The organism is Wenyingzhuangia sp. IMCC45467, from assembly GCF_054111205.1.
In genome coordinates this window covers 699,467-721,083 of the sequence record NZ_CM134196.1, presented here as the reverse complement: position 1 = coordinate 721,083, position 21,617 = coordinate 699,467, and the positions used below count along the sequence as shown (strand labels likewise).

The following is a 21,617-nucleotide window of genomic DNA, read 5'->3' as shown; positions in this document are numbered from 1 at the left end:
AGCGTTTGAATTTCGAATTATTTATAGCTAATAGACTTACCAAGTCACAAGAATATAAAAATAGTGTTTCATCTCCAATAATAAAAATAGCTATTATAGCTATTGCTTTGGGAATGATTATGATGTTGATTTCTATTGCCACAGGAGTAGGATTACAAAGAAAGATTAGAGACAAAGTAGCAGGTTTTAACGGTCATGTAGTCATTAGTAATTATGACAACAACCAATCTAAAACCACGCAAAAACCTATTTCTATACATCAAAACTTTTATCCAAAATTTACTACGGTTTCAGGTATTCATCACGTTCAGGTTTTTGCTACTAGAGCCGGAATTATAAGAACCGAGAATTCTTTTGAAGGAGTGGTATTAAAAGGTGTTGATAAAGATTACGATTGGACTTTCTTTAAGGAGTACTTAGTTGCTGGAAAAGTGCCAGTATTTACAGATAAGATATCTAAAGAAGTAATTATATCTAAAATTATAGCAGACAGAATGAAGTTTAAAGTAGGTGATACTTTTGAAACTTTTTTTATAAAAGAAGATCCTAATACTTTACCAAGCAGAAGAATTTATAGTGTTGCAGGTATTTATGATACAGGTTTTGAGGAGTTTGATAAAAATATTATAATTGGTGATATTAATCAGATTAGAGGATTAAACAAGTGGAATGATGACCAAGTAGGTGGTTTTGAGGTTTTTGTTAATAATTTTAATGAAGTTGATGCAAAATCAAAAGAAATATATCAAACTATTGATGTTACTTTAGACAGTCAGAGTTTGTTTGAGCAATATCCACAAATTTTTGAATGGTTACAGCTATTTGACGGAAACATAGCGGTAATAATTATAATTATGATTATTGTGGCTGGAATTAATATGATTACAGCATTACTCGTTTTAATATTAGAAAGAACTCAAGTAATAGGTGTACTAAAAACATTAGGAGCCAAAAGTTGGTCTATCCGTAAAATATTTTTATACAATGCCTCTTATATTATTGGTAGAGGGTTGTTAATAGGAAATGTAGTAGGGTTGTTGGTAATTTATCTACAATATCAATTTAAGTTTATAGAGTTAGATCCACAAAATTATTATGTACATGTGGCTCCTGTTTATATAACTTTTTCTCAAATTATTATTCTTAATATAGGAACTCTTGTTTTGTGTGTGTTAATGATGCTAATCCCTTCTTATATTATTACCAAAATTAGTCCTGCTAAATCTGTGAAATTTTCATAAAAAAACCTCCATTGGGGGTGGAGGTTTTTATAAACTAACTAAAACTATCTAAACTATGAAAAACTATTTGTTTTACAATTTATATCTTAACAACTACTGTGCCAAAAAATGTTTTTTAGCAGTTTTTTTATAGTAGTATTTTTGTTTATTTCCATAAAAAAAACCTCCATTGGGGGTGGAGGTTTTTTATAAACTAACTAAAACTATCTAAACTATGAAAAACTATTTGTTTTACAATTTATATCTTAACAACTACTGTGCCAAAAAATGTTTTTCAGTAGTTTTGTTTTTTTTTTAAATGGCAAAAAAAACCTCCATTGGGGATGGAGGTTTTTTCTAACTAACTAAACTATTTTAAACTATGAAAAAAACTATGAAGTTTTCTTATATTATATAGATTAACAACTATTGTGCCAAAAAGTTAGTTGACGTGTTTTTTTGCGTGATAAGATGATCTTACCAAAGCAGAACTTTCAACATGCTTAAATCCTAAAGATTTAGCGTATACTTCGTATTCTTTAAAAAGTTCAGGTGTAATATATTCTTTTACAGGCAAATGTTTTTTACTAGGTTGTAAATATTGTCCTAACGTAACCACATCTACATTGGCATTTGCTAAATCTCTTAAGCTTTCAAAAACTTCTTCTTTCTTTTCTCCTAAACCTAACATAATACCAGACTTAGTCCTTCTTTGTCCTTGTGCTTTAATATATCTTAATACTTCTAAACTTCTATCATATTGAGCCTGTATACGAACCTCACGTGTTAATCTACGAACAGTTTCTAGGTTGTGAGAAATAACTTCTGGAGCTGCAGCAATTAATCTATCTATGTTTTTGGTATCTCCTTGAAAGTCTGGAATAAGCGTTTCCATAGTAGTGTTAGGGTTTGCTCTACGAACTGCTGCAATAGTTTCTGCCCAAATAATAGAACCACCATCTTTTAAATCATCTCTATCAACAGAGGTTAAAACGGCATGTTCAATACTCATAATTTTAATAGAACGAGCTACTTTTTCTGGTTCATCCCATTCAACGGTTTCGGGTTTTCCTGTTTTTACTCCACAAAAACCACAAGACCTTGTACAAATATTTCCTAAAATCATAAAAGTAGCAGTTCCATCACCCCAACATTCTCCCATGTTAGGACAACTACCACTTGTACAAATGGTATTTAGTTTATACTTATCTACCAATCCACGTAATTCTGTGTATTTTTTTCCAACAGGTAACTTAACTCTTAGCCAATCAGGTTTTTTATCTCCAACAGGAATAGTTCCAGGGTTTGTAGCTGTTTTTGTTTTATTTGGTAATACAGATTTAAATGTAGTTGCTTCCGTACTCATAATCTTTTTATTTGGTCGGTAAAGATACAAAAAGTGAATAGGATGAAGTAATAACTAAAGGAATAAAGAAGCTTCTAACGAGATTCCGTTATTTTGTATAAATATTTACTAGTCTATTAAAATAAAGTAGTTAAGTACCAAATGCTAAATAGAATTAAAAAAGAAATTCCAAACCAAGAGAGAATTTTTAAAAATAAATTAGGATGATATGCTACAGGTGTATGTTTACTAGTAATCAGTTTGTAGTTTAAAATAGCAAAAAAGGGAGCTGTTAAAAAACTCAAAATAGTTGCAATTTTAATTAAAGTAAGCATTTGGTTGGTAAAAAAAGAAATCAAAACAATTGTTCCTATGGATAAAAAAACAATCCACCATAAGTAGGCATTCTTAAAACTTTTGTAGCCTAGTAATTGTACTGTAGTTTGCATGGCTCTTGGAGATGCATCTAAACAGGTTATAGTAGTACTAAACATTGTTGTAAATGCAGCAATGGCAATAAAAATAAAAGCAGCACCACCAATGTTTTGGGTATACATTTCTATTAATTGTTTACTAAAACCTAAAGCACTGTTAGAAAAAGTTTGGTTACTGTTATACATAACCAAAGCTCCCATAGATAAAAAACACACTCCTAGTATTAAGGTTGATAGATATCCAACGTTAAAATCTAATAAAGTTGTTTTTAAGCTTCTTTTTTCTGTTTGTTGATTTTGTTTGGCTTGTGACCATAAGGATTGCCAAATAGAAACATCTAAAGGAGCAGGCATCCAACCTAAAAAAGCAATTAAAAAACCAATTTCAAGAGGTGCAAATTGAAATTTTTGAGACAAGGCAATAGAAGTAGTATTTTTGTTGATAGCAATAAGTAAAGCTATGATAGTGGTAAGGGTTAAGGTAAATACCACTATTTTCATTACTTTGTCTAAGAGTTGATACCTACCTAAAAATAATATAAAGGCACAAATTAGAGTAATAAGAATGCTTACGGTTGTAACATTTGCAGAAAAACCAAAAATATTCATTGCTAAACCAGCAGTTACAATAGTTACTGCTGCCTGAATTATAAACATTGAGGTTATGTTTATAACATAGTATGCAATTAAAGTCCCTTTGTGGAGTTGTTTGTAACCTTCTAATAAATTATTTCCAGTAGCATTGGCATAACGTGCTCCAAATTGAAAAAAAGGATATTTAACAATATGTACTGCTACCAGTGCCCAAAGTAAACTAAAGCCAAAATCGGCTCCTGCTCTTGTAGATTGTACAAGATGTGATACTCCAATAGCTGCACCAGCAAATAAAAGACCTGGACCTAATGCTTTAATTGTTTCTTTAAATTTCATTGTTTGGATTGGTAATAATCTCTGCCAATAATTTTTTAGCTCTTAATAATTTAACCTTAACATTATTTATAGGTTCGTTTAAATGATTGGCTATTTCAATATAGGTCATATCCTGAAAATATCTTAGGTTGATGACTTTTTGATATTTAATTTTTAATTTTTTAATATTTCTTTTAAGTTCTGCTAAATTTTGTTCTATGATGATTTTATCTTCTGGAGATGGATTGGCATCAGACAAGCCGTATACCTCTCTATTTTCATCTTGTATAGAAATGGTAATGTTTTTTTGCTTTCGTAACTCGTCTATTAGTAAGTTTTTGGCTATGCTAAACAACCAAGTTCTAAAACCATAATCATCATTATACAAATCAATTTTATCAAAAGCTTTAGAAAAAGTTATAATGGTAATGTCTTCGGCATCAATAGAATCATCACTTATTTTAGATTGTAAAAAAGTGTAAACATCGTTCCAATATAAATTTAATAAAAAGTTATAGGCAGTTTGATCTCCTCTTTTTGCTGCTTTAATATGCGTAAGTAAAATATCTTGTGAGGTCATGACCACTTTTGAGGTTTGTTAAATTTATTGAATGCAAAAATATAAAGCTGAAAAATCAACAAGCATAAGTCTAAAATAGGAATTAAAATAGTAAGTTTTTTTTCTTTGAGTTTTTTAGCTGCAATTCCTACAACAACATATTCACTTATAAATTTAATCATAATTGTTATACCAATAATAAGTTTGTATTGATTGTTATCAATATAAAAAAGACAAAATGGCAATAATAACCAAAATAATAATCTATTAAAAGCATACAATCCTAACATAAATTTATGCACTGGTTTGTATAAGTTAGCTGTGCTAATATGTCTCCTTTTTTGAATAACCCAAGTCTTTAAATCTGTTTTAGGAGCAGAAGTGGTATGAGCATTTTCATCAAAACAAATAGCAGTATTTTCTTTGGTAGCAATTTGGTTGATTAACAAATCATCATCACCAGACATGACTCTAATGTGCTGATGAAAGCCCTTGTTTTTTAAAAAAACTTCTTTACTGTACATTAAGTTACGACCAACTCCCATATATGGAAAACCAATTTTTGCAAAAGAAAAATATTGTAAAGCCGTTATTAAAGTTTCATAACGAATCACTTTGTTTAAAAAACTATTGTTAATAGTGGTATATGCTCCATAGCCCAATACAATTTTGGTTTTATTTGCAAATTGATTAACCATTTCTTGGATCCATAATTTACTGTTAGGTTTGCAATCAGCATCTGTTAATAATAGGCAATCATGCGTAGCTGCTTTAATTCCTAATGTTAACGCATATTTTTTGTTACCATAAAAATAATCGCTTTCCTGAATAGTTACTACTTTTACAAAGTCATATTTTTGTTCATATGTTTCAAAAATATCAGCAGTATCATCATAAGATCTGTCGTTAATCAACACCAATTCAAAATTATGATAATGTTGATTCACGATATATGGTAGGTTTTTCTTTAAGTTTTCAGCTTCATTTTTTGCACAAATAATTACAGAAACAGGAATGTTGTTTGTGCTTGTTTGCTGCGTTTTGGTAAAATTAAAAAAGTTGAAAATAAAAGTGTAATAACCAAAATGTATAATTGTAACAAGTATACAAATTGATAAAAGAAGAAGGGTCATAAAGGCCTGTAGTATAAAATTTTATTTGTTTTCACAATCTTCGGGCATTTTACCACAAAAACCACATGGCTCACCAGAATCATTAAAATTTGCGTTTTGACTAGCGCAAGTTCCTGAGAATTTACCGTCTTTTTTACCCCATATTTTTATCGCAATTCCTGCAAAAGCCAAGGCTAATAATCCAAATGAAATTAAGAATAGTTTCATGAAAAATAATTTTAACAAATATACAATTTTTTATACGGATGTTAAATTGATACATACACAGAAATCTATTTTAAATGAGTAGGAATAAAAGTAAATAAATGATTATCTTGTATTTAGTGTAAAAAAATAATTATGTATTATTTTTTTATATATGATATGGTTTTTATAAAAAAAGACGGGGTTACATCTATATTAGAAATAGTAGGGTTTAAGGTTTTAAAATGAGTGTTTTAGCTCTGTTTTATAACAGTAAACATATATATTGTTAAAGGTATGTGATGTTAATTTTTTAAGAGATGACTCTTCTATACCGTTGTATTTTTGTAAATTTGTGTAAATTTTAACAAAAAATATTTTATGTACGATCAATTAATAGTTGTAAAAGTAGGAACCAATGTAATGAAGAATAAGAACAATAGAATTGTTCGACCAGTCCTTCAAAACTTGGTCTCTCAAATTGCTGATTTATATGAACGTAATATTATGACCATTTTGGTTTCTTCTGGATCTGCAATTGCAGGTAAAGAGGTTTTAGGACCTTCAATAATAAAAGACCCATCTATTAGAAGACAGGTATATTCTTCTATAGGTCAACCTAGAATGATGCGTTTGTATTACAATATTTTTCATGATTTTGGAATAAATTGTGCACAAGTGCTACCAACCAAAAGAGATTTTCAACCAGGTGTTCACCGTGATAATATGGTAAACTGTTACAAAGGTTTATTAGAAGAAGGAGTAATACCTGTGGCTAATGAAGATGATACTGTATCTTTAACATCTACCATGTTTACCGATAATGATGAAATGGCTAGTTTAATTGCTGAGTTAGTAGAGGCTGATAAATTAATTATTTTAACTGATATTGATGGTGTTTATACTGGTAATCCTGCTGATGAGGGAACTGAATTGATAGAAGAAGTAACTTCTACAGAAAACTTAGACCAATACATTCAACCTAACAAAAAAGGTGAAGGTGAAGGTAGAGGAGGAATGAGATCTAAAATTAGCGTTGCTCAAAAATCAGCAAAAAATAATATTCCTACTTATATTGTAAACGGTAAAACAGAAAACATTATTTTAGACATTATAGATGATGAATATGTAGGGACAAGGATTTCTAATGATTTAGAAAAATAATATTACTTTAAAAAACATTAACTTCTATTTCCAGAGTAATTTCAAATTCAGTTTTGATTTTTCTCTGGATTTTTTTTGCAATTTCGTGAATTTCTAAACCTGTTGCATTTCCATAGTTTACCAATACCAAGGCTTGTTTGCTATGAACACCAGCATTGCCATAAGTTTTTCCTTTAAATCCGGCTTTTTCAATTAACCAACCTGCTGGTACTTTTACTTGTGTTTCAGAAACAGGATAAGAAGGGATATTGGGATGTTCTTCTTTGATTTTTTTATACAATGTAATATCAATCACAGGATTTTTAAAAAAACTACCACTATTACCAATTTCTTTAGGGTTGGGTAATTTGCTGTTTCTAATAGCAATAACAGCATTGCTAATATCTTTTAAACTAGGATTGCTAATATTTTTCAACTCCTCTTGAATAGCTCCGTAAGAAGTGTTGGTTTGATGATTTTTGATAGTCAGTTTAAAAGTAACATTGATAATGATATATTGATCTTTTAACTCATTTTTAAAAACAGAATTTCTGTAACCAAAGTTACAATCAGCATTGGTAAAAGTTTCTATTTTTAACGTGTTCTTGTTTAAAGCCTCTAGGCTAATAATGGTATCTTTAACTTCAAAACCATAAGCCCCTATGTTTTGAATAGGACAAGTTCCCACATTTCCAGGAATTAAGGACAGGTTTTCTAATCCTCCATAATTTTGATCTATACACCAAAGTACAAATTCATGCCAGTTTTCTCCTGCATATGCTGTTACTTCAACACTGTCTTCTGTTGTATTGTTTACAATAATTCCCTTTAAATTTAAATGAATTACGGTTGCTTTAATATTTTTAGTAAGTAACATATTACTACCACCTCCTAATAAAAAAACAGTGTCATTTTCTTTTAATACGGTCTTTAATTGCTGAATTGTATTTACCGAAATAAATTTTTCAGCTTTTACATCTATGCCAAAAGTATTGTATTGTTTTAAGGAGAAATTGTTAATATAATTCATGTAATAAATACTAAAAAAGTTCTTGCTAAAATAAGCATTTTATTCAGGGTAAAAACTCTAAAAATACTCTTGTTTTAAACCTATTATGAATTTAGGAGTCTAAAACATAAAAATATCAATTACAGTGTTTTTGATAGAAAATAATTTCATTCAAATTCATAAAAAACATTTAAAAAGACCATAGCTTGTTTTAAATATACACAAGATAGGACAGGACGGTGTTTTTTTTAGTAAAGATTAAATTTGAAGATTACCCTATTTTAATTTCAATTAAAAAAAATGAATATTCGTAAAAAATTAAATACTCGTAAACCATATATAATTTATATATGTATGTTGTTTTTATTGTCTACACCTATATTTTCTCAAAAACAAATGGAAGATTTAGATAGAGGAACGTTGGCTGTTAGAACCCATAATAAAGAGGTGTTGGTAAGTTGGAGAATTTTGGGAACAGAATTTAAAAACGCATCATACAATGTGTATAGAGAAAATACTTTGTTAAATAAAACGCCTATAACGGGAGCAAGTAATTTTATAGATAAAACATCAAAAAACTATAGTTATACTGTTACGGCTATTGTTGATGGAAAAGAGCAAGAAAAATCTAAACCCATAAAAGTTTGGAACAATATTTATAAAAAAATTCCAATTACGGCTCCTAAAGGAGGAGTTTCTCCTGATGGAAGAGAATATACTTATACAGCAAATGATGCATCTGTAGCTGATTTAGATGGTGATGGAGCATATGATCTTGTTTTAAAATGGACACCAACCAATGATCATGACAATTCTCATAGAGGATATACCGGAAAAACTTATTTACAAGGTTTAAAAATGGATGGAACTGTTTTTTGGACTATAGATTTGGGAATCAACATTCGTTCAGGAGCTCATTATACCCAATTTATGGTGTATGATTTAGATGGAGATGGAAAAGCAGAAGTGGCTTGTAAAACAGCCGATGGAACTATAGATGGAACAGGGAAAGTGTTAGGAGATGCTACTGCAGATTATAGAAATAAATCCGGTTATGTATTAGATGGGCCTGAGTATTTAAGTCTTTTTAATGGAGAAACAGGAGCTTTTATAACTACTCAAGATTATATTCCTCAAAGAGGAGATGTGCGTAGTTGGGGTGACTCTTATGGAAATAGAGTAGATAGATTTTTAGCTTGTATTGCATATTTAGATGGAAAAAGACCAAGTTTGGTATTCTGTAGAGGGTATTATACAAGAACTGTTATAGCTGCTTATGATTATAGAAATGGACAATTAACCAACCGTTGGGTGTTTGATTCTAACGATAGAGGAAATCAATATTATGCAGGACAAGGAGCACACAGTGTAACTGTAGGTGATGTGGATGGAGACGGAAAAGATGAAATTCAGTATGGTTCTTGTGCTATTGATGATAATGGTAAAGGCTTATATACCACACATTTTGGTCATGGAGATGCTATTCATTTAGGAGATTTTGATCCTAACAGAGATGGACTAGAGTATTTTATGGTGCATGAAGAAGCAGATGATCCTAATGTGCCTCAAGTTGATTATAGAGACCCAAATACAGGGGAAGCTTTTTGGATGATTCCAGGTAGAGGGGATATTGGTAGGGGAGTAATTGCAGATATAGATCCTAATTATGAAGGTGCAGAAATGTGGTCATCTAATGGAAAAGGAATTTTTAATATTAAAGGAGAAGTCATTTCTGAAGTTTATCCTAAAACACACAAAGGAGCAAGTTGGAATATGTTTGGTTGGTGGGATGGAGATTTATTAAGAGAAATGGTTGATAAAACGGTAATTGCAAAATGGAATGCAAAAAAACAAGAGACAGATATTTTATTAAAAGCCTATAACTATGATGGCATGAAGCTAAAAAGTAATAACGGGACAAAATCTAACCCATGTATTATAGCAGATGTATTAGGAGATTGGAGAGAAGAAGTAATATGGAGAACAGAAGACAACACAGCTTTGGTTATTTTTGCAACTCCATACGCAACAAAAGAGCGAATTTTTACATTAATGCACGATTCTTTGTATAGAACAAGTATTGCATGGCAAAATGTAGCTTATAATCAACCCGCACATACAGGGTTTTATTTAGGAGTAGGAATGAAAACCCCTAAGGAACCAAGTATTTATTTGGCTAAAAAAAAGGAATAATACTTCACTAATTTTTAAACACAAATCCCTTTGCAACTGCAAAGGGATTTGTGTTTAAAAAGAGAGTTTTTAAGAACTAATGTAAAGGTCTTTTTTTAACAATTCCACCCTTAATATCTTTAATACTATTCATAACAATAAAAGCTTTAGCATCAATTTTTTCTATTTCATTATTTAGTTTACTTAATTCTAATCGGGTAATTACGGTGTATAAAATATCTAACTTACTAGAGTCTCCATTTTTATCATATCCACCTTTACCATTGTAAATAGTTACTCCTCTACCTAATTTATTAGTAATCATATTTTTAATTTCACCACTTTTAGAAGCAATAATGGTTACACCAATATATTCTTCAATACCTTCAATAATAAAATCTAATGTTTTTGATGCTGATATGTATGTAATCATAGAGTATAAGGCAATTTCTATAGAAAGTAAGTAAGCAGCAATAGAAAAAATAAGTACGTTTATTAAAATGATAATGTCACCTATAGTTGTTCCTATTTTTTTACTTAAATAAATTGCTAAAATTTCAGTACCATCAATTACAGCACCACCACGGACAGCTAGTCCAATTCCTGCTCCTAAGAAAAATCCACCAAAAACAGCCACTAATAAGTCATCATTGGTTACATTAGGAAAAGGTACAGTGGCAACACAAAGAGCCAGTCCAGCAATGGCCAATGCAGTTTTGATAGCAAATTGTTTCCCCATGATTTTATAACCCATAAATATAAAAGGGAGGTTAACAATAATAATTAATATATAAAGTGGAATTCCTGAAACAGCTGAAATCAGTAAAGAGATTCCTGTAGCTCCACCGTCTATAAAATCATTGGTTAAGAGAAATCCTTTAAATCCAAAAGAGGCAGAAAAAATACCAATAATAATTAAAAGGGTATCTTTTAAAGAATTTACAAAATTTGTGTTTTTTTTAACAGTTAAGGTGGTATTCATACAGGGATATTGTTAATGTTTGTTTGTGTCTAAAAGTACAAAACCCTTTGCATCAGCAAAGGGTTTGAAATATAATTCTGTAAATATTTTTATTACTTGTCAGCAGCCAATTCTTTAGCTCTGTTCACACAAGCAACAGTTCCTTCTTTAATAAGGTTGTGCACATTGTTGTCATCAAAATTATTTAAGGCGGCACGAGTAGTACCTCCTTTAGAAGCTACACGATTCATCCATTCTTCTAAAGAAATATCATTTTGTTTGTACAATTCCACAGCTCCTTCAAAAGTTTGAGCGGTTAATGTTTTAGCTTCTTCTCTAGAAAAACCAAAATCTTCAGCTGCTTCAGCCAAAGCATTCATAAAGTAAAATATATAAGCAGATCCACTACCAGAAATACCAGTTGTGTTATCAATCATGTCTTCTGTTTCCACTTCAAATGCTTTTCCGGTAGATTTTAAAATAGTCCCTACCAAATCTAAATTTTCTTTAGCTACTTCTTTAGAACCTACATAAGTAGTCATTCCTAATTGAATTGAAGCAGGTAAATTAGGCATACATCTAATTACTTTATCAATTCCTAACCCTTGTTGAATGGTTTCAATCGTCATTCCTGCCATTACAGAAACAAATAATTGGTTTTTGTTTACAATAGATTTTATATCAGCAAATACCAACGGAGCAATTTGTGGTTTTACTGCTAAAAAAATAATATCAGCATCTTTTAAAGCATCGTAACTAGTAGTTGCTTTCATTTTATTCATTCCATTGATTTCTGCAATTCTGTCATCAGACTTGTCAATAATTTCAATGTTTGCAATTTTTGCATTGTAAATTCCTTCTGCGTAGGTGAAACCCATGTTTCCACCACCAATAACAACTATTTTTTTCATAAAATTGTGTTTTAGGTTTTAAGATTATTGTGCGTTGTATTTCTCAATAGCGTCTTTAAGAATAGCAACGGCACGAATTAATTTTTCTTTTTTTAGCACGTAAGCAATTCTTACTTGGCTAAGCGCAATGTTTGGAGTGGAATAAAATCCACTACCCGGAGCTACCATAACAGTTTGTCCGTTGTTGCTATAACTTTCTAACAACCATTTGGCAAATTTATCGGCATTGTCTACAGGTAAATCGGCTAAACAATAAAAAGCTCCTTTAGGTTTTACTACCTGAACACCTTCTATTTTTAATAATTCTTCTACTAAAATATTTCTACGTTCTATGTATTCTGTTCTAACTTCATCAAAATAACTTTGAGGAGTGTCTATAGCTGCTTCGGCTGCAATTTGTGCAATGGTAGGTGGACATAATCTAGATTGAGCCATTTTCATTACAGTGCTAATCAATTCTGGATTACGAGATACTACACAACCAACTCTTGCTCCACACATACTGTATCTTTTAGAAGTAGAGTCAATCATAATAGCATTCATATCCATTCCTTTTTCTTCCATAATAGAATAGTGACCATCATCTGTGTACACAAATTCACGATATACTTCATCTGCAATTAAGAACAAATTATATTTAACAACTAATTTTTTTAATTGTTTAATTTCTTCTTTAGAATATAAGGTTCCTGTAGGGTTTCCTGGATTACAAATTAAAATAGCTCTAGTTCTAGGGGTAATTAAAGCTTCAAACTCATCAACTTTTGGTAAAGCAAAACCATTATCAATACTAGTATTAATGGGTACTACATGTACACCAGCAGCAATAGAAAAACTAGTGTAGTTAGCATAAAAAGGTTCTGGGATGATAATTTCATCTTGCGGGTCTGTAATACTCGCTATGGTAAAATACAAAGCCTCTGAACCACCAGTTGTTACTAATATTTGGTCGTTTTTAAGATTGATATTGTGTTTTTTGTAATAATCTACCAATTTGTTTCTGTATTGTTCAGAACCATTTGAGGTAGAGTATTCTAAAACTTCCATATCAATATTTCTAACAGCATCTAAAGCAATTTTAGGTGTTTTTATATCTGGTTGTCCAATATTTAAATGAAATATTTCAACACCACGTTTCTTGGCGGCTTCTGCATAAGGAACCAATTTACGAATTGGAGACTCTGGAATAGCACGACCTTTGTTAGAAACTCTAAGCATTTTTATATTTTAGTTTTAAAATTAGGGCAACAAAAGTACAAAATTCTAGTTGCCTTAAAGAATAGATGTATTTTACTTTGTTATTGGGTATAAAAAAAACTGCTTATTTAAATTTAAATAAGCAGTTTGTGTTTTAGTGAAGTAATGAAAAATTAATCTTTTAATACTTCTCCTTTAATTCTAACTACTTTTGGTTGTTCAGTGGCGTTAGAAACAATTGTTACTGTTTTTGTAAATCTACCTACACGGTCAGTTGCATATTTTACTTTAATTTCTCCAGATTTACCTGGCATTATAGGGTCTTCAGGTTTTGTTGGTACCGTACATCCACAGCTACCTTTTACACTTTCTATAATTAAAGGAGCACTTCCTACATTTTTAAATTTAAAGTAACGAACACCATCAGCGTTGTGAGCAATTTTTCCATAATCAATTACTTCAGTTTCAAATTTCATAATTGGTTTTAAAGTATTATCCGTTTTAGCAGTTGCTTGTTGTGCAAAAGTCAACATTGGAGCTAAGGCCATACAGATAATAAAAGCTAATTTCTTCATGTTTATATAAATTTTAAGTAAAAATAAATTTTATATTCAAACTTTCAATAACTATACCGTTATTTTTTTTAGTCATAAGTATATTTGTATTTTCGCATTCTGTTATTTAACAAAAACAAACAATGAGTATTCCGAATACATACAATGCTACTGCAGTAGAAGAAAAATGGTACGACTACTGGATGAAAAACAACTACTTTCATTCAACACCTAACGATAAAAAACCTTATACAATTGTAATTCCACCACCAAATGTTACTGGAGTGTTACATATGGGACACATGTTAAACAATACCATTCAAGATGTATTGATTCGTAGAGCTCGTTTAAGAGGTTATAATGCTTGTTGGGTACCAGGAACAGACCATGCTTCTATTGCCACAGAAGCTAAAGTGGTTGCCAAACTTAAATCTGAAGGTATTAATAAAGAGGATTTAACTCGTGATGAGTTCTTGAAACACGCTTGGGAGTGGACAGATAAACATGGTGGAATTATTTTAGATCAGCTTAAAAAATTAGGTGCTTCTTGTGATTGGGAACGTACAAAGTTTACTATGGATGCTGATTTAAGTGAGTCTGTAACCAAAGTTTTTGTTGATTTATACAAAAAAGGAGATATCTATAGAGGGTATCGTATGGTAAACTGGGATCCAGAAGCAAAAACTACTTTGTCTGATGAAGAAGTGATTTTTGAAGAAAAGCAAGGGAATTTTTATCATATCAATTATAAAATAGAAGGAACTGATGAAGTGGTAACCATTGCTACCACTCGTCCTGAAACATTGTTAGGAGATACCGCTATTTGTATCAATCCAAATGATGAAAGATATACACATCTTAAAGGTAAAAAAGCCATTGTACCTATTGCCAATAGAGTAATTCCAATTATAGAAGATGAATATGTAGATATTGAGTTTGGAACAGGTTGTCTAAAAATAACACCAGCACACGATCAAAATGATAAAGTTTTAGGTGAGAAACACAACTTAGAAGTTATTGATATTTTAAATGATGATGCTACTTTAAATGATAATGGATTACATTATAAAGGAAAAGACAGATTTGTAGTTCGTAAAGAAATTACCAAAGAGTTAGAAGAAATTGGAGCTTTGGTAAAAGTAGAGCAACACATGCACAAAGTTGGAACTTCTGAAAGAACCAAAGCAGTGATTGAACCTAAAATTTCTGCTCAGTGGTTTTTACGTATGGAAGACATTGTAAAACCTGCTTTAGATGCGGTGTTAAAAGATGAAGATATTAAATTATACCCTAAACGTTACAACAACACGTATCGTCATTGGTTAGAAAATATTCGCGATTGGAATATTTCTCGTCAATTGTGGTGGGGACACCAAATACCTGCTTTTTTCTATGGAGAAGGAGTAGAAGATTTTGTAGTAGCTACTTCTATTGAAGAGGCATTGCCTTTAGCAATAGAAAAATCAGGAAATAATTCACTGTCGGTATCCGACTTAAAACAAGATGAAGATGCTTTAGATACTTGGTTCTCTTCTTGGTTATGGCCTATTTCTGTATTTAACGGAATTAATGAGCCAGATAATGAAGAAATTAATTATTACTATCCAACCAACGATTTGGTTACAGGACCAGATATTATTTTCTTTTGGGTAGCTAGAATGGTGTTTGCAGGGTATGAATTTAGAAATGACAAACCTTTTAGCAATGTTTATTTTACAGGAATTGTAAGAGACAAACAAAGACGTAAAATGTCTAAATCTTTAGGAAATTCTCCAGATCCTATTGAGTTGATGCAACAATATGGGGCAGATGGTGTTCGCGTAGGATTGTTATTATCTGCAGCAGCAGGAAACGACTTAATGTTTGATGAAGATTTATGTGCACAAGGACGTAACTTTGCTAATAAAATTTGGAATGCTTTTAAGTTGATTAAAGGTTGGGAGATTTCAGAAACAGAAGCACAACTAGAAGCATCTAAAATTGCTATTGATTGGTACAAAGCCAAATTCCAAAAAACATTAGCAGAAATTGATGCTAATTTTGAAGTATATAGATTAAGTGACTCTTTGATGAGTATTTATAAATTGGTTTGGGAAGATTTCTGTGCTTGGTTCTTAGAAATGATTAAACCAGCTTTTGGAACACCAATGGATGCTGTTACTTTTAAAGAAGTAATAGGAATATTAGAAGATAATTTAAAGATTTTACATCCTTTTATGCCTCACTTAACAGAAGAGGTTTGGCAGTTAATTTCTGATAGAACTCCAGAAGAAGCTTTAATTATATCAGAATACCCTAAAGCTACAGATTATAACAAAGATATCATTGCTGATTTTGAAATTGCATCAGAGGTAATTTCAGGAATTAGAACCATTAGAAAAGATAAAAATATTTCATTTAAAGAAACTATTGATTTGTCTGTTTTAAATAAGGATAATACTTCAAAAGGTTTTGATACTGTAATCGCTAAAATGGGGAATGTAGCAGCATTATCTTATGTAGATGCAGCTGTAGATGGAGCGCTAAGTTTCCGTTTAAAATCTAACGAATATTTTGTGCCAATGGCTGGAGCCATTGATATAGAAGCAGAAGTGGCCAAGTTAAACGAAGAATTAAAGTATACTGAAGGTTTCTTAAAATCTGTTCAAAAGAAATTATCTAACGAGCGTTTTGTAAACAATGCTCCAGAGCAAGTAATTGCTGGAGAGCGTAAAAAAGAAGCAGATGCGTTAGCTAAAATAGAAACTATAAAAGCAAGTTTATCATCACTTGTGTAAGTACAAAATAATTAAATTTAAAAAACCCATCATTTTATGATGGGATTTTTTTTGATAACTTTTTAATAAAACAGGATTGTGCAGTGTGGATTGTTAATGTAAAAGATATATTTTTAGGTTTTTACTAATTAAACTTAACTTTTAATAATGGATCATAAAACCTATAAGGAAAAAAGGAAAAAATCATCAGAATTTAAAAACAGAAAAGAATACTTAGAGCATGAGCTATCTATTTTAAATTTTAGAAAATGGAGAGTTAATTTACCTTTTAGGGATTATTCTATAGAAATAGAAGATGTTGCTCCGGGACTTGCAGCTACTATTGGAAAAGTAGTGATGGTAACAGCTGTAGTTGCAGCTTTTGCCGCTCAGTTTGGTTTATCTCCAGAATTTATTGCCGAAAATGTACGATATGAATTGTTAATTGCAGGAGGGATTTTTGTAATTATTTTCTCTGCCATTTTAAATCCAAATGCAAATTTATCAGGAACACATGGCCCCATGATACCGTTAATTCCAATTATTGCAGCTGCAGGAGGGCATCCTTTAGCGTTGGGGATTTTAATAGGAGTTTTTGGAATTATATTAAGTATAACAAAAGGAGGATCTAAATTAATGGATCTTACAGGAATTGGTGTGCGTGGTGGTTTGCTTATTTACTTAGGTGCCATTGGGTTGATTAGTCAGATTGATAAACTAGAAGCTTGGGCTGATAAAGGAGGACAAAGCACAATATCATTTGTAATTATTGGAATGATAATTCTAATTTATGCTTACTTAGCTAGAATAGGTAAAAGATGGATGGCCATTCCTTTGTGTTCTACTTTAGCAGGTTTGGTAGCTTATTTTATGGGAGCACATTTTGAATTTACAACAGCTCCAGGCTTACCACATATGAATCCGATGTGGTGGTGGGGTGAAAATACAGGTTGGCAAATGGGATGGCCTTCTGTAGAAAATTATATAGCTGTAATTCCTTTTGCAATTTTAGCAGTGGCAATGTGGTCTCCAGACTTTTTAGGTCACAGAGTTTTTCAAGAAATTAATTATCCTAAAGGAGCGGAAAAAACATTAATGGATGTAGATGATACTATGTCTATAGCTTCTGTAAGACAAATAATAGGTTCATTTTTAGGAGGAGGGAATATTACTTCATCTTGGGGAACTTATATGATTCCTGCAGCCATTGCTAAAAGACCAATTCCAGGGGGGGCTTTATTAACGGCTATTTTTTGTGTATTGGCAGCTGTTTTTGGATATCCTATGGATTTAGCTATGTGGCAACCTGTATTAAGAGTCGCTTTAATTGTTGGTGTGTTTTTGCCTTTATTAGAGGCTGGAATGCAAATGGTTAAAAAGCAAAAAGATGCAACAAGTGCAGGAACTTGTATTTTTGCTTGTGCTTTTGTAAACCCTGTTTTTGGATGGGCATTAAGTATGTTACTAGATAATTTAGGGTTGATAGGTGATGTTGAGAGAGCCAAAGGAATGTCTTGGAAAGAAAAATTAGTGATCCCAGGAGTCATGTTTGTAGTCTGTGTGGTTTCTTTAGCTTTAGCAGGACAGTTACCTGGAATTCCTAGGATACTATAAAGTTTAAGTTTTACAGAAATTATAATGGGGCTGTCAGAAAAGTAAAAATTTCGTCAAACTGAACTTGTTTCAGTTTATCGTAACTGCTGTTTAACGGTATGCTGTGATTCTGAACTAAACTCAGAATGACGTTTTCTAATACTTTTCAGACATGCTCTTTAACTCCATGTTAATAATTTTCTCTCTCTCCAATATGAAACAGGTTCTTTTTTTAAGTTTTTTAATGTTGTTATTTCATCATCATTAAGTTTAAAGTTTAATGCTTTTAAATTGGCTTTTAATTGTTTTTTAGAAAAAGCACCACTTAAAACAATATCAGGTTTTAAACTATCAATAATAAAGCGTAGAGCAATAGCATCAATGCCTACTTTATACTTTATAGAAAGTTTTGTTAATAAATCAGGTGTTTCTGTAAAAATTCTCCCATTAGCAACACCTTCCTTAATAACTATATTTTTGTCTTTTAATTGAATAAGGGTATCGTAAGTGCTTTGTTCAAAAATATTATAGGTTACTTGAAAAACATCAAATAAAAAATCTCCATTAATTTTAATTTCAGCAGCTTCTTTTAAAACCATATTTTGTTTAGCACCACTAGTGGTTAGGCCAATCAATAGACCTGTGTTTTTTTTAATTTCAGCTAGTTTTTTTAAGACCTTGTCGTTTTCTAATACACCACTTTCAATAGTAGCAGAATGTATTTGATAGACTTTTAAATTAGGCAACAATTTTTTAGAAGTCTCCCATTGTTCTATCAGTTTTTCTATGCTATGTTCTTTTACTTCGTGATCTCCTTTGTAACCCAGTTGCCAATTGGCAACATAAGTATATCCCCATTTGGTTGCCAAATTAATGTCCTGATGATTTTGAATAGTTTGCCACTCTTGTAAAAAAAATTCTCCTTTACCGTATGATGGGGCAGTGTCAAAATACCTAATGCCCAATTGATAGGCCGTTTCTAACATTTCATAAGCATTACTTTTAAATGCCTCTTTACTTTTATCTATTTTATAAGTATCTCTAATGTTGATGTATTCTGGTCTACCTAAGGCGGCTAGTCCAAGTCCGATTTGTGTCATTTATTTTCTTTTGTTAAGTGAGTTAATTTGTCTAAACAGACTTCGTTAGAAAACTTATTAATGAGTAATTTCAATTTTGGATCAATATAAGATTTACAGAAAGGCTTTTCAAAATCTTTTTCATAATAATTTAAAAGTTCTACTCTAGAGGATTTAAATTCAGAAAAAGGAAGAATTTGTGTGATGATTGTTTCTTTAAATTCTGATTGTAATTCCTGTAAATATATTTCTGATAATTTTTTTTGTTCTTGATTAAAATAATAAAATGCGGAACGATACTTGTTTCTAAAAGAATGATTTTTAGTGCTTTGGTGTGTTAATAAATGAATATGAAGAATGGTTTTTAAAGTGATGAAATCTTCATTAAAATAAACAATAATGCCTTCAGAAAACCAACTGTTCTTATCAGCAGAAGCAATATAACCTTGATCTACTTTGGTAACTCCCTTTAAAAAAGTAAACATAGCTTCTGTACACCAATGACATCCGCCGCCTAATCCTATTTTTGTCATATTAAGAACTACAACTAAGCATAGAACAGCCTACTTTTTTCTTAGCCCAATCGGGTCTTTTAGCAAACCATTTTTGATATTCTGGTTGTTCATCATAAGGATTTTGAATTACTTGATATAATTCTTCAATTAGACTATAGTCTTTTTGTTCTGCTGCTTCTATGGCTAGTTGAGACATGTAATTACGTAATACATATTTAGGGTTCACGGCATTCATTTTTAAAACTCTATCCTTTTTAGAAATATCTTCGCTTTCTAATCTTGTTTTATATTGGTCAAACCAAGCTTGCCATTCCGTTAATACTTCACCTTTTAGTTGTTCGGGAATGTAAAAAGCTTCCAAACAATCTTCAATATTATTAGCGGTGGCTAGTAATCTAAAGAAGATGGTCATATCTGTTTCTATCAACTTTAAATTGGTTTCTAGTGACTGTATTAAAATATAATCTTGTTTGTTTGGAGTTTGAATTCCAATTTTAGCACACATCATTTGCAAGTTTTGCTCTTCAAATTGAGTCTTGTAACTGTTTAAAGCTTTTTCTAACGGAGCAGCATCTTCTGTTAAAGTGTAAAAAGTATTGGCTAGTTGATATAAGTTCCACAAACCAATATTAGGTTGTTGACCATATCGGTAACGTCTGTTTTGTCTGTCGGTTGTGTTTGGAGTCCAGTCAGGATCGTAATTGTCTAACCAACCATAAGGACCATAATCTATGGTTAACCCTAGAATAGACATATTATCGGTATTCATCACCCCATGTACAAACCCAACACCTTGCCAGTGTACAATCATTTTTACAGTAGTGTCTACAATTTCTTGAAAAAGTTTAGCGTAATCTTCTTTGTTGTTTTCTTCAAGATGTGGAAAATGATGACGAATGGTATAGTTCATCAAAGCAGCTAGAGTAGTCTTATCATTTCTTGATGCAAATATTTGAAAATTTCCAAAACGTATAAAACTTTCTGCTACTCTACAAACAATGGCTCCAGATTCATAAGCAGGATTTCCATTGTATAAAATATCTCTTAATACATCATCACCAGAAAGAGCCAAAGATAAAGATCGAGTAGTGGGAACTCCCAAATGATACATGGCTTCTGCACATAAATATTCACGAATAGAAGAACGCAACACAGCCAAACCATCTGCTGTTCTAGAATAAGGAGTTTTACCAGCACCTTTAAGCTGTAAAGTATAAGATTTATCGGTTTTTACTTGAAATAAATTAATAGCTCTACCATCTCCTAACTGTCCTGCCCAATTACCAAACTGATGTCCACCATAACACATGGCATAAGGTTCTGTATTAGGGTAAATACTATTCCCTGTAATTAATTTTTCAAAGTCCTTAGTTGTTAAATATTCTTTAGAGAATCCTAAATTTTTAGCAACTTCTTTGTTTGTGTGTATTAATTTAGGTGCTTTGGTTTTAATGGGAGTGGCTAGGGAGTAACATGCATTTTCTACCTGACGTGTAAAGTTTTCAGGATTACTATCAGCAGGTAATTCGCTAGTAAAGGTATTTTGTATGTTTAATTTCATATGATGTAGTATAAGGTTTAAAAGTAGAAAGTAAAAAGTTAATCTAAACTCATAATAACTACTAGGAGAAGGAGAGACGACAAACTTATAAGAATTTTAAATAAAACTGTGTTAGGAAATAATCTGTTTCCATTTTTCACTGCGTTGAGCAACTATTTTTACATAACCACAAACAGCTACAGCTTGATAGCCTTCTCTAGTTAATTGTTCAAAAGTTTTTTCTACCAATATTTTTCCAATACCCTGACCTCTTAAATTCTCAGGAACTTCGGAATGGGTTAAATACATTTTATTGTTTTTGATGCTATATTCTACAATAGCAGTTGCATCTTTTACCTTTAAAATATATCTGTTTTTATCTTTTTGATGTTCTATTTCCAAAT

General features: G+C 31.1%; 19 protein-coding genes. 5 read left to right on the top strand and 14 right to left on the bottom strand.

Features of this window, described 5'->3' with window-relative positions:
• The first annotated feature begins 5 nt into the window (after positions 1 to 5).
• The gene (locus tag ACXGQT_RS03235; RefSeq protein WP_457829966.1) at positions 6 to 1,241 is read left to right on the top strand and encodes an ABC transporter permease; all 1,236 of its coding nucleotides are present in this window, start codon (positions 6 to 8) and stop codon (positions 1,239 to 1,241) included.
• Between the two features lie 421 nt (positions 1,242 to 1,662).
• Here ACXGQT_RS03235 and lipA read toward each other — a convergent pair whose 3' ends face one another.
• The 5 genes from lipA to ACXGQT_RS03210 form a co-directional block, all read right to left on the bottom strand.
• The gene (gene lipA / locus ACXGQT_RS03230) at positions 1,663 to 2,586 is read right to left on the bottom strand and encodes a lipoyl synthase (RefSeq protein ID WP_457829965.1); all 924 of its coding nucleotides are present in this window, start codon (positions 2,584 to 2,586) and stop codon (positions 1,663 to 1,665) included.
• A gap of 116 nt (positions 2,587 to 2,702) precedes the next feature.
• A complete protein-coding gene (locus ACXGQT_RS03225) occupies positions 2,703 to 3,929 on the bottom strand; it encodes an Nramp family divalent metal transporter (RefSeq protein WP_457829964.1) in 1,227 nt (408 codons plus the stop codon).
• Complete coding sequence (locus ACXGQT_RS03220) at positions 3,919 to 4,488, bottom strand: RNA polymerase sigma factor (protein WP_457829963.1); 570 nt, start codon at positions 4,486 to 4,488, stop codon at positions 3,919 to 3,921. The genes ACXGQT_RS03225 and ACXGQT_RS03220 overlap by 11 nt, the downstream gene beginning before the upstream one ends.
• Positions 4,485 to 5,600, bottom strand: coding sequence for a glycosyltransferase (locus ACXGQT_RS03215; protein ID WP_457829962.1), 1,116 nt, complete (start codon positions 5,598 to 5,600; stop codon positions 4,485 to 4,487). The genes ACXGQT_RS03220 and ACXGQT_RS03215 overlap by 4 nt, the downstream gene beginning before the upstream one ends.
• A gap of 21 nt (positions 5,601 to 5,621) precedes the next feature.
• Positions 5,622 to 5,807 (bottom strand): membrane or secreted protein, encoded by a 186-nt coding sequence (locus tag ACXGQT_RS03210; protein ID WP_457829961.1) that lies wholly within the window; start codon positions 5,805 to 5,807, stop codon positions 5,622 to 5,624.
• A gap of 357 nt (positions 5,808 to 6,164) precedes the next feature.
• Here ACXGQT_RS03210 and proB point away from each other — a divergent pair, with 357 nt between their 5' ends.
• The gene (proB, locus tag ACXGQT_RS03205; protein ID WP_068825119.1) at positions 6,165 to 6,947 is read left to right on the top strand and encodes a glutamate 5-kinase; all 783 of its coding nucleotides are present in this window, start codon (positions 6,165 to 6,167) and stop codon (positions 6,945 to 6,947) included.
• Between the two features lie 7 nt (positions 6,948 to 6,954).
• Here the strand turns inward: proB and murB are convergent, their stop codons facing one another.
• On the bottom strand, positions 6,955 to 7,956 hold the full coding sequence (murB, locus tag ACXGQT_RS03200; RefSeq protein ID WP_457829960.1) for a UDP-N-acetylmuramate dehydrogenase: 1,002 nt from the start codon (positions 7,954 to 7,956) through the stop codon (positions 6,955 to 6,957).
• A gap of 279 nt (positions 7,957 to 8,235) precedes the next feature.
• Here murB and ACXGQT_RS03195 point away from each other — a divergent pair, with 279 nt between their 5' ends.
• Entirely contained in the window at positions 8,236 to 10,128 is a 1,893-nt protein-coding gene (locus ACXGQT_RS03195) for a rhamnogalacturonan lyase (protein WP_457829959.1), read from the top strand.
• Between the two features lie 76 nt (positions 10,129 to 10,204).
• Here ACXGQT_RS03195 and ACXGQT_RS03190 read toward each other — a convergent pair whose 3' ends face one another.
• The 4 genes from ACXGQT_RS03190 to ACXGQT_RS03175 form a co-directional block, all read right to left on the bottom strand.
• Positions 10,205 to 11,089, bottom strand: coding sequence for a YitT family protein (locus tag ACXGQT_RS03190; protein ID WP_457829958.1), 885 nt, complete (start codon positions 11,087 to 11,089; stop codon positions 10,205 to 10,207).
• A 92-nt stretch (positions 11,090 to 11,181) separates the two neighbouring features.
• The gene (gene proC / locus ACXGQT_RS03185) at positions 11,182 to 11,979 is read right to left on the bottom strand and encodes a pyrroline-5-carboxylate reductase (protein WP_457829957.1); all 798 of its coding nucleotides are present in this window, start codon (positions 11,977 to 11,979) and stop codon (positions 11,182 to 11,184) included.
• Between the two features lie 24 nt (positions 11,980 to 12,003).
• Positions 12,004 to 13,197, bottom strand: coding sequence for a pyridoxal phosphate-dependent aminotransferase (locus ACXGQT_RS03180; RefSeq protein ID WP_457829956.1), 1,194 nt, complete (start codon positions 13,195 to 13,197; stop codon positions 12,004 to 12,006).
• 152 nt (positions 13,198 to 13,349) lie between these two features.
• A complete protein-coding gene (locus ACXGQT_RS03175; protein ID WP_457829955.1) occupies positions 13,350 to 13,751 on the bottom strand; it encodes a DUF1573 domain-containing protein in 402 nt (133 codons plus the stop codon).
• A 122-nt stretch (positions 13,752 to 13,873) separates the two neighbouring features.
• Here ACXGQT_RS03175 and ACXGQT_RS03170 point away from each other — a divergent pair, with 122 nt between their 5' ends.
• Both ACXGQT_RS03170 and ACXGQT_RS03165 read left to right on the top strand, forming a co-directional pair.
• A complete protein-coding gene (locus ACXGQT_RS03170; RefSeq protein WP_457829954.1) occupies positions 13,874 to 16,507 on the top strand; it encodes a valine--tRNA ligase in 2,634 nt (877 codons plus the stop codon).
• Between the two features lie 147 nt (positions 16,508 to 16,654).
• Complete coding sequence (locus ACXGQT_RS03165; RefSeq protein WP_457829953.1) at positions 16,655 to 18,100, top strand: DUF3360 family protein; 1,446 nt, start codon at positions 16,655 to 16,657, stop codon at positions 18,098 to 18,100.
• Positions 18,101 to 18,258: 158 nt separating this feature from the next.
• Here ACXGQT_RS03165 and ACXGQT_RS03160 read toward each other — a convergent pair whose 3' ends face one another.
• The 4 genes from ACXGQT_RS03160 to ACXGQT_RS03145 form a co-directional block, all read right to left on the bottom strand.
• Positions 18,259 to 19,179, bottom strand: coding sequence for an aldo/keto reductase (locus ACXGQT_RS03160; protein ID WP_457829952.1), 921 nt, complete (start codon positions 19,177 to 19,179; stop codon positions 18,259 to 18,261).
• The gene (locus tag ACXGQT_RS03155) at positions 19,176 to 19,691 is read right to left on the bottom strand and encodes a peptide-methionine (S)-S-oxide reductase (protein WP_457829951.1); all 516 of its coding nucleotides are present in this window, start codon (positions 19,689 to 19,691) and stop codon (positions 19,176 to 19,178) included. The genes ACXGQT_RS03160 and ACXGQT_RS03155 overlap by 4 nt, the downstream gene beginning before the upstream one ends.
• A 1-nt stretch (position 19,692) precedes the next feature.
• Positions 19,693 to 21,234, bottom strand: a complete 1,542-nt coding sequence (locus ACXGQT_RS03150) for a protein adenylyltransferase SelO (RefSeq protein ID WP_457829950.1) — start codon at positions 21,232 to 21,234, stop codon at positions 19,693 to 19,695.
• A gap of 111 nt (positions 21,235 to 21,345) precedes the next feature.
• Positions 21,346 to 21,615: a GNAT family N-acetyltransferase gene (locus ACXGQT_RS03145; RefSeq protein ID WP_457829949.1), complete on the bottom strand. Its 270-nt coding sequence runs from the start codon at positions 21,613 to 21,615 to the stop codon at positions 21,346 to 21,348.
• Between the last annotated feature and the right edge of the window lie 2 nt (positions 21,616 to 21,617).

Bases quoted from the DNA above. Each gene is read 5' to 3' on its own strand.
- ACXGQT_RS03225 (WP_457829964.1), bottom strand. From the start codon at position 3,929: ATGAAATTTAAAGAAACAATTAAAGCATTAGGTCCAGGTCTTTTATTT.
- ACXGQT_RS03215 (WP_457829962.1), bottom strand. From the start codon at position 5,600: ATGACCCTTCTTCTTTTATCAATTTGTATACTTGTTACAATTATACAT.
- ACXGQT_RS03210 (WP_457829961.1), bottom strand. From the start codon at position 5,807: ATGAAACTATTCTTAATTTCATTTGGATTATTAGCCTTGGCTTTTGCA.
- ACXGQT_RS03150 (WP_457829950.1), bottom strand. From the start codon at position 21,234: ATGAAATTAAACATACAAAATACCTTTACTAGCGAATTACCTGCTGAT.
- lipA (WP_457829965.1), bottom strand. From the start codon at position 2,586: ATGAGTACGGAAGCAACTACATTTAAATCTGTATTACCAAATAAAACA.
- ACXGQT_RS03195 (WP_457829959.1), top strand. From the start codon at position 8,236: ATGAATATTCGTAAAAAATTAAATACTCGTAAACCATATATAATTTAT.
- ACXGQT_RS03220 (WP_457829963.1), bottom strand. From the start codon at position 4,488: ATGACCTCACAAGATATTTTACTTACGCATATTAAAGCAGCAAAAAGA.
- ACXGQT_RS03170 (WP_457829954.1), top strand. From the start codon at position 13,874: ATGAGTATTCCGAATACATACAATGCTACTGCAGTAGAAGAAAAATGG.
- ACXGQT_RS03160 (WP_457829952.1), bottom strand. From the start codon at position 19,179: ATGACACAAATCGGACTTGGACTAGCCGCCTTAGGTAGACCAGAATAC.
- proC (WP_457829957.1), bottom strand. From the start codon at position 11,979: ATGAAAAAAATAGTTGTTATTGGTGGTGGAAACATGGGTTTCACCTAC.
- ACXGQT_RS03175 (WP_457829955.1), bottom strand. From the start codon at position 13,751: ATGAAGAAATTAGCTTTTATTATCTGTATGGCCTTAGCTCCAATGTTG.
- ACXGQT_RS03190 (WP_457829958.1), bottom strand. From the start codon at position 11,089: ATGAATACCACCTTAACTGTTAAAAAAAACACAAATTTTGTAAATTCT.
- ACXGQT_RS03180 (WP_457829956.1), bottom strand. From the start codon at position 13,197: ATGCTTAGAGTTTCTAACAAAGGTCGTGCTATTCCAGAGTCTCCAATT.
- proB (WP_068825119.1), top strand. From the start codon at position 6,165: ATGTACGATCAATTAATAGTTGTAAAAGTAGGAACCAATGTAATGAAG.
- ACXGQT_RS03155 (WP_457829951.1), bottom strand. From the start codon at position 19,691: ATGACAAAAATAGGATTAGGCGGCGGATGTCATTGGTGTACAGAAGCT.
- ACXGQT_RS03165 (WP_457829953.1), top strand. From the start codon at position 16,655: ATGGATCATAAAACCTATAAGGAAAAAAGGAAAAAATCATCAGAATTT.
- murB (WP_457829960.1), bottom strand. From the start codon at position 7,956: ATGAATTATATTAACAATTTCTCCTTAAAACAATACAATACTTTTGGC.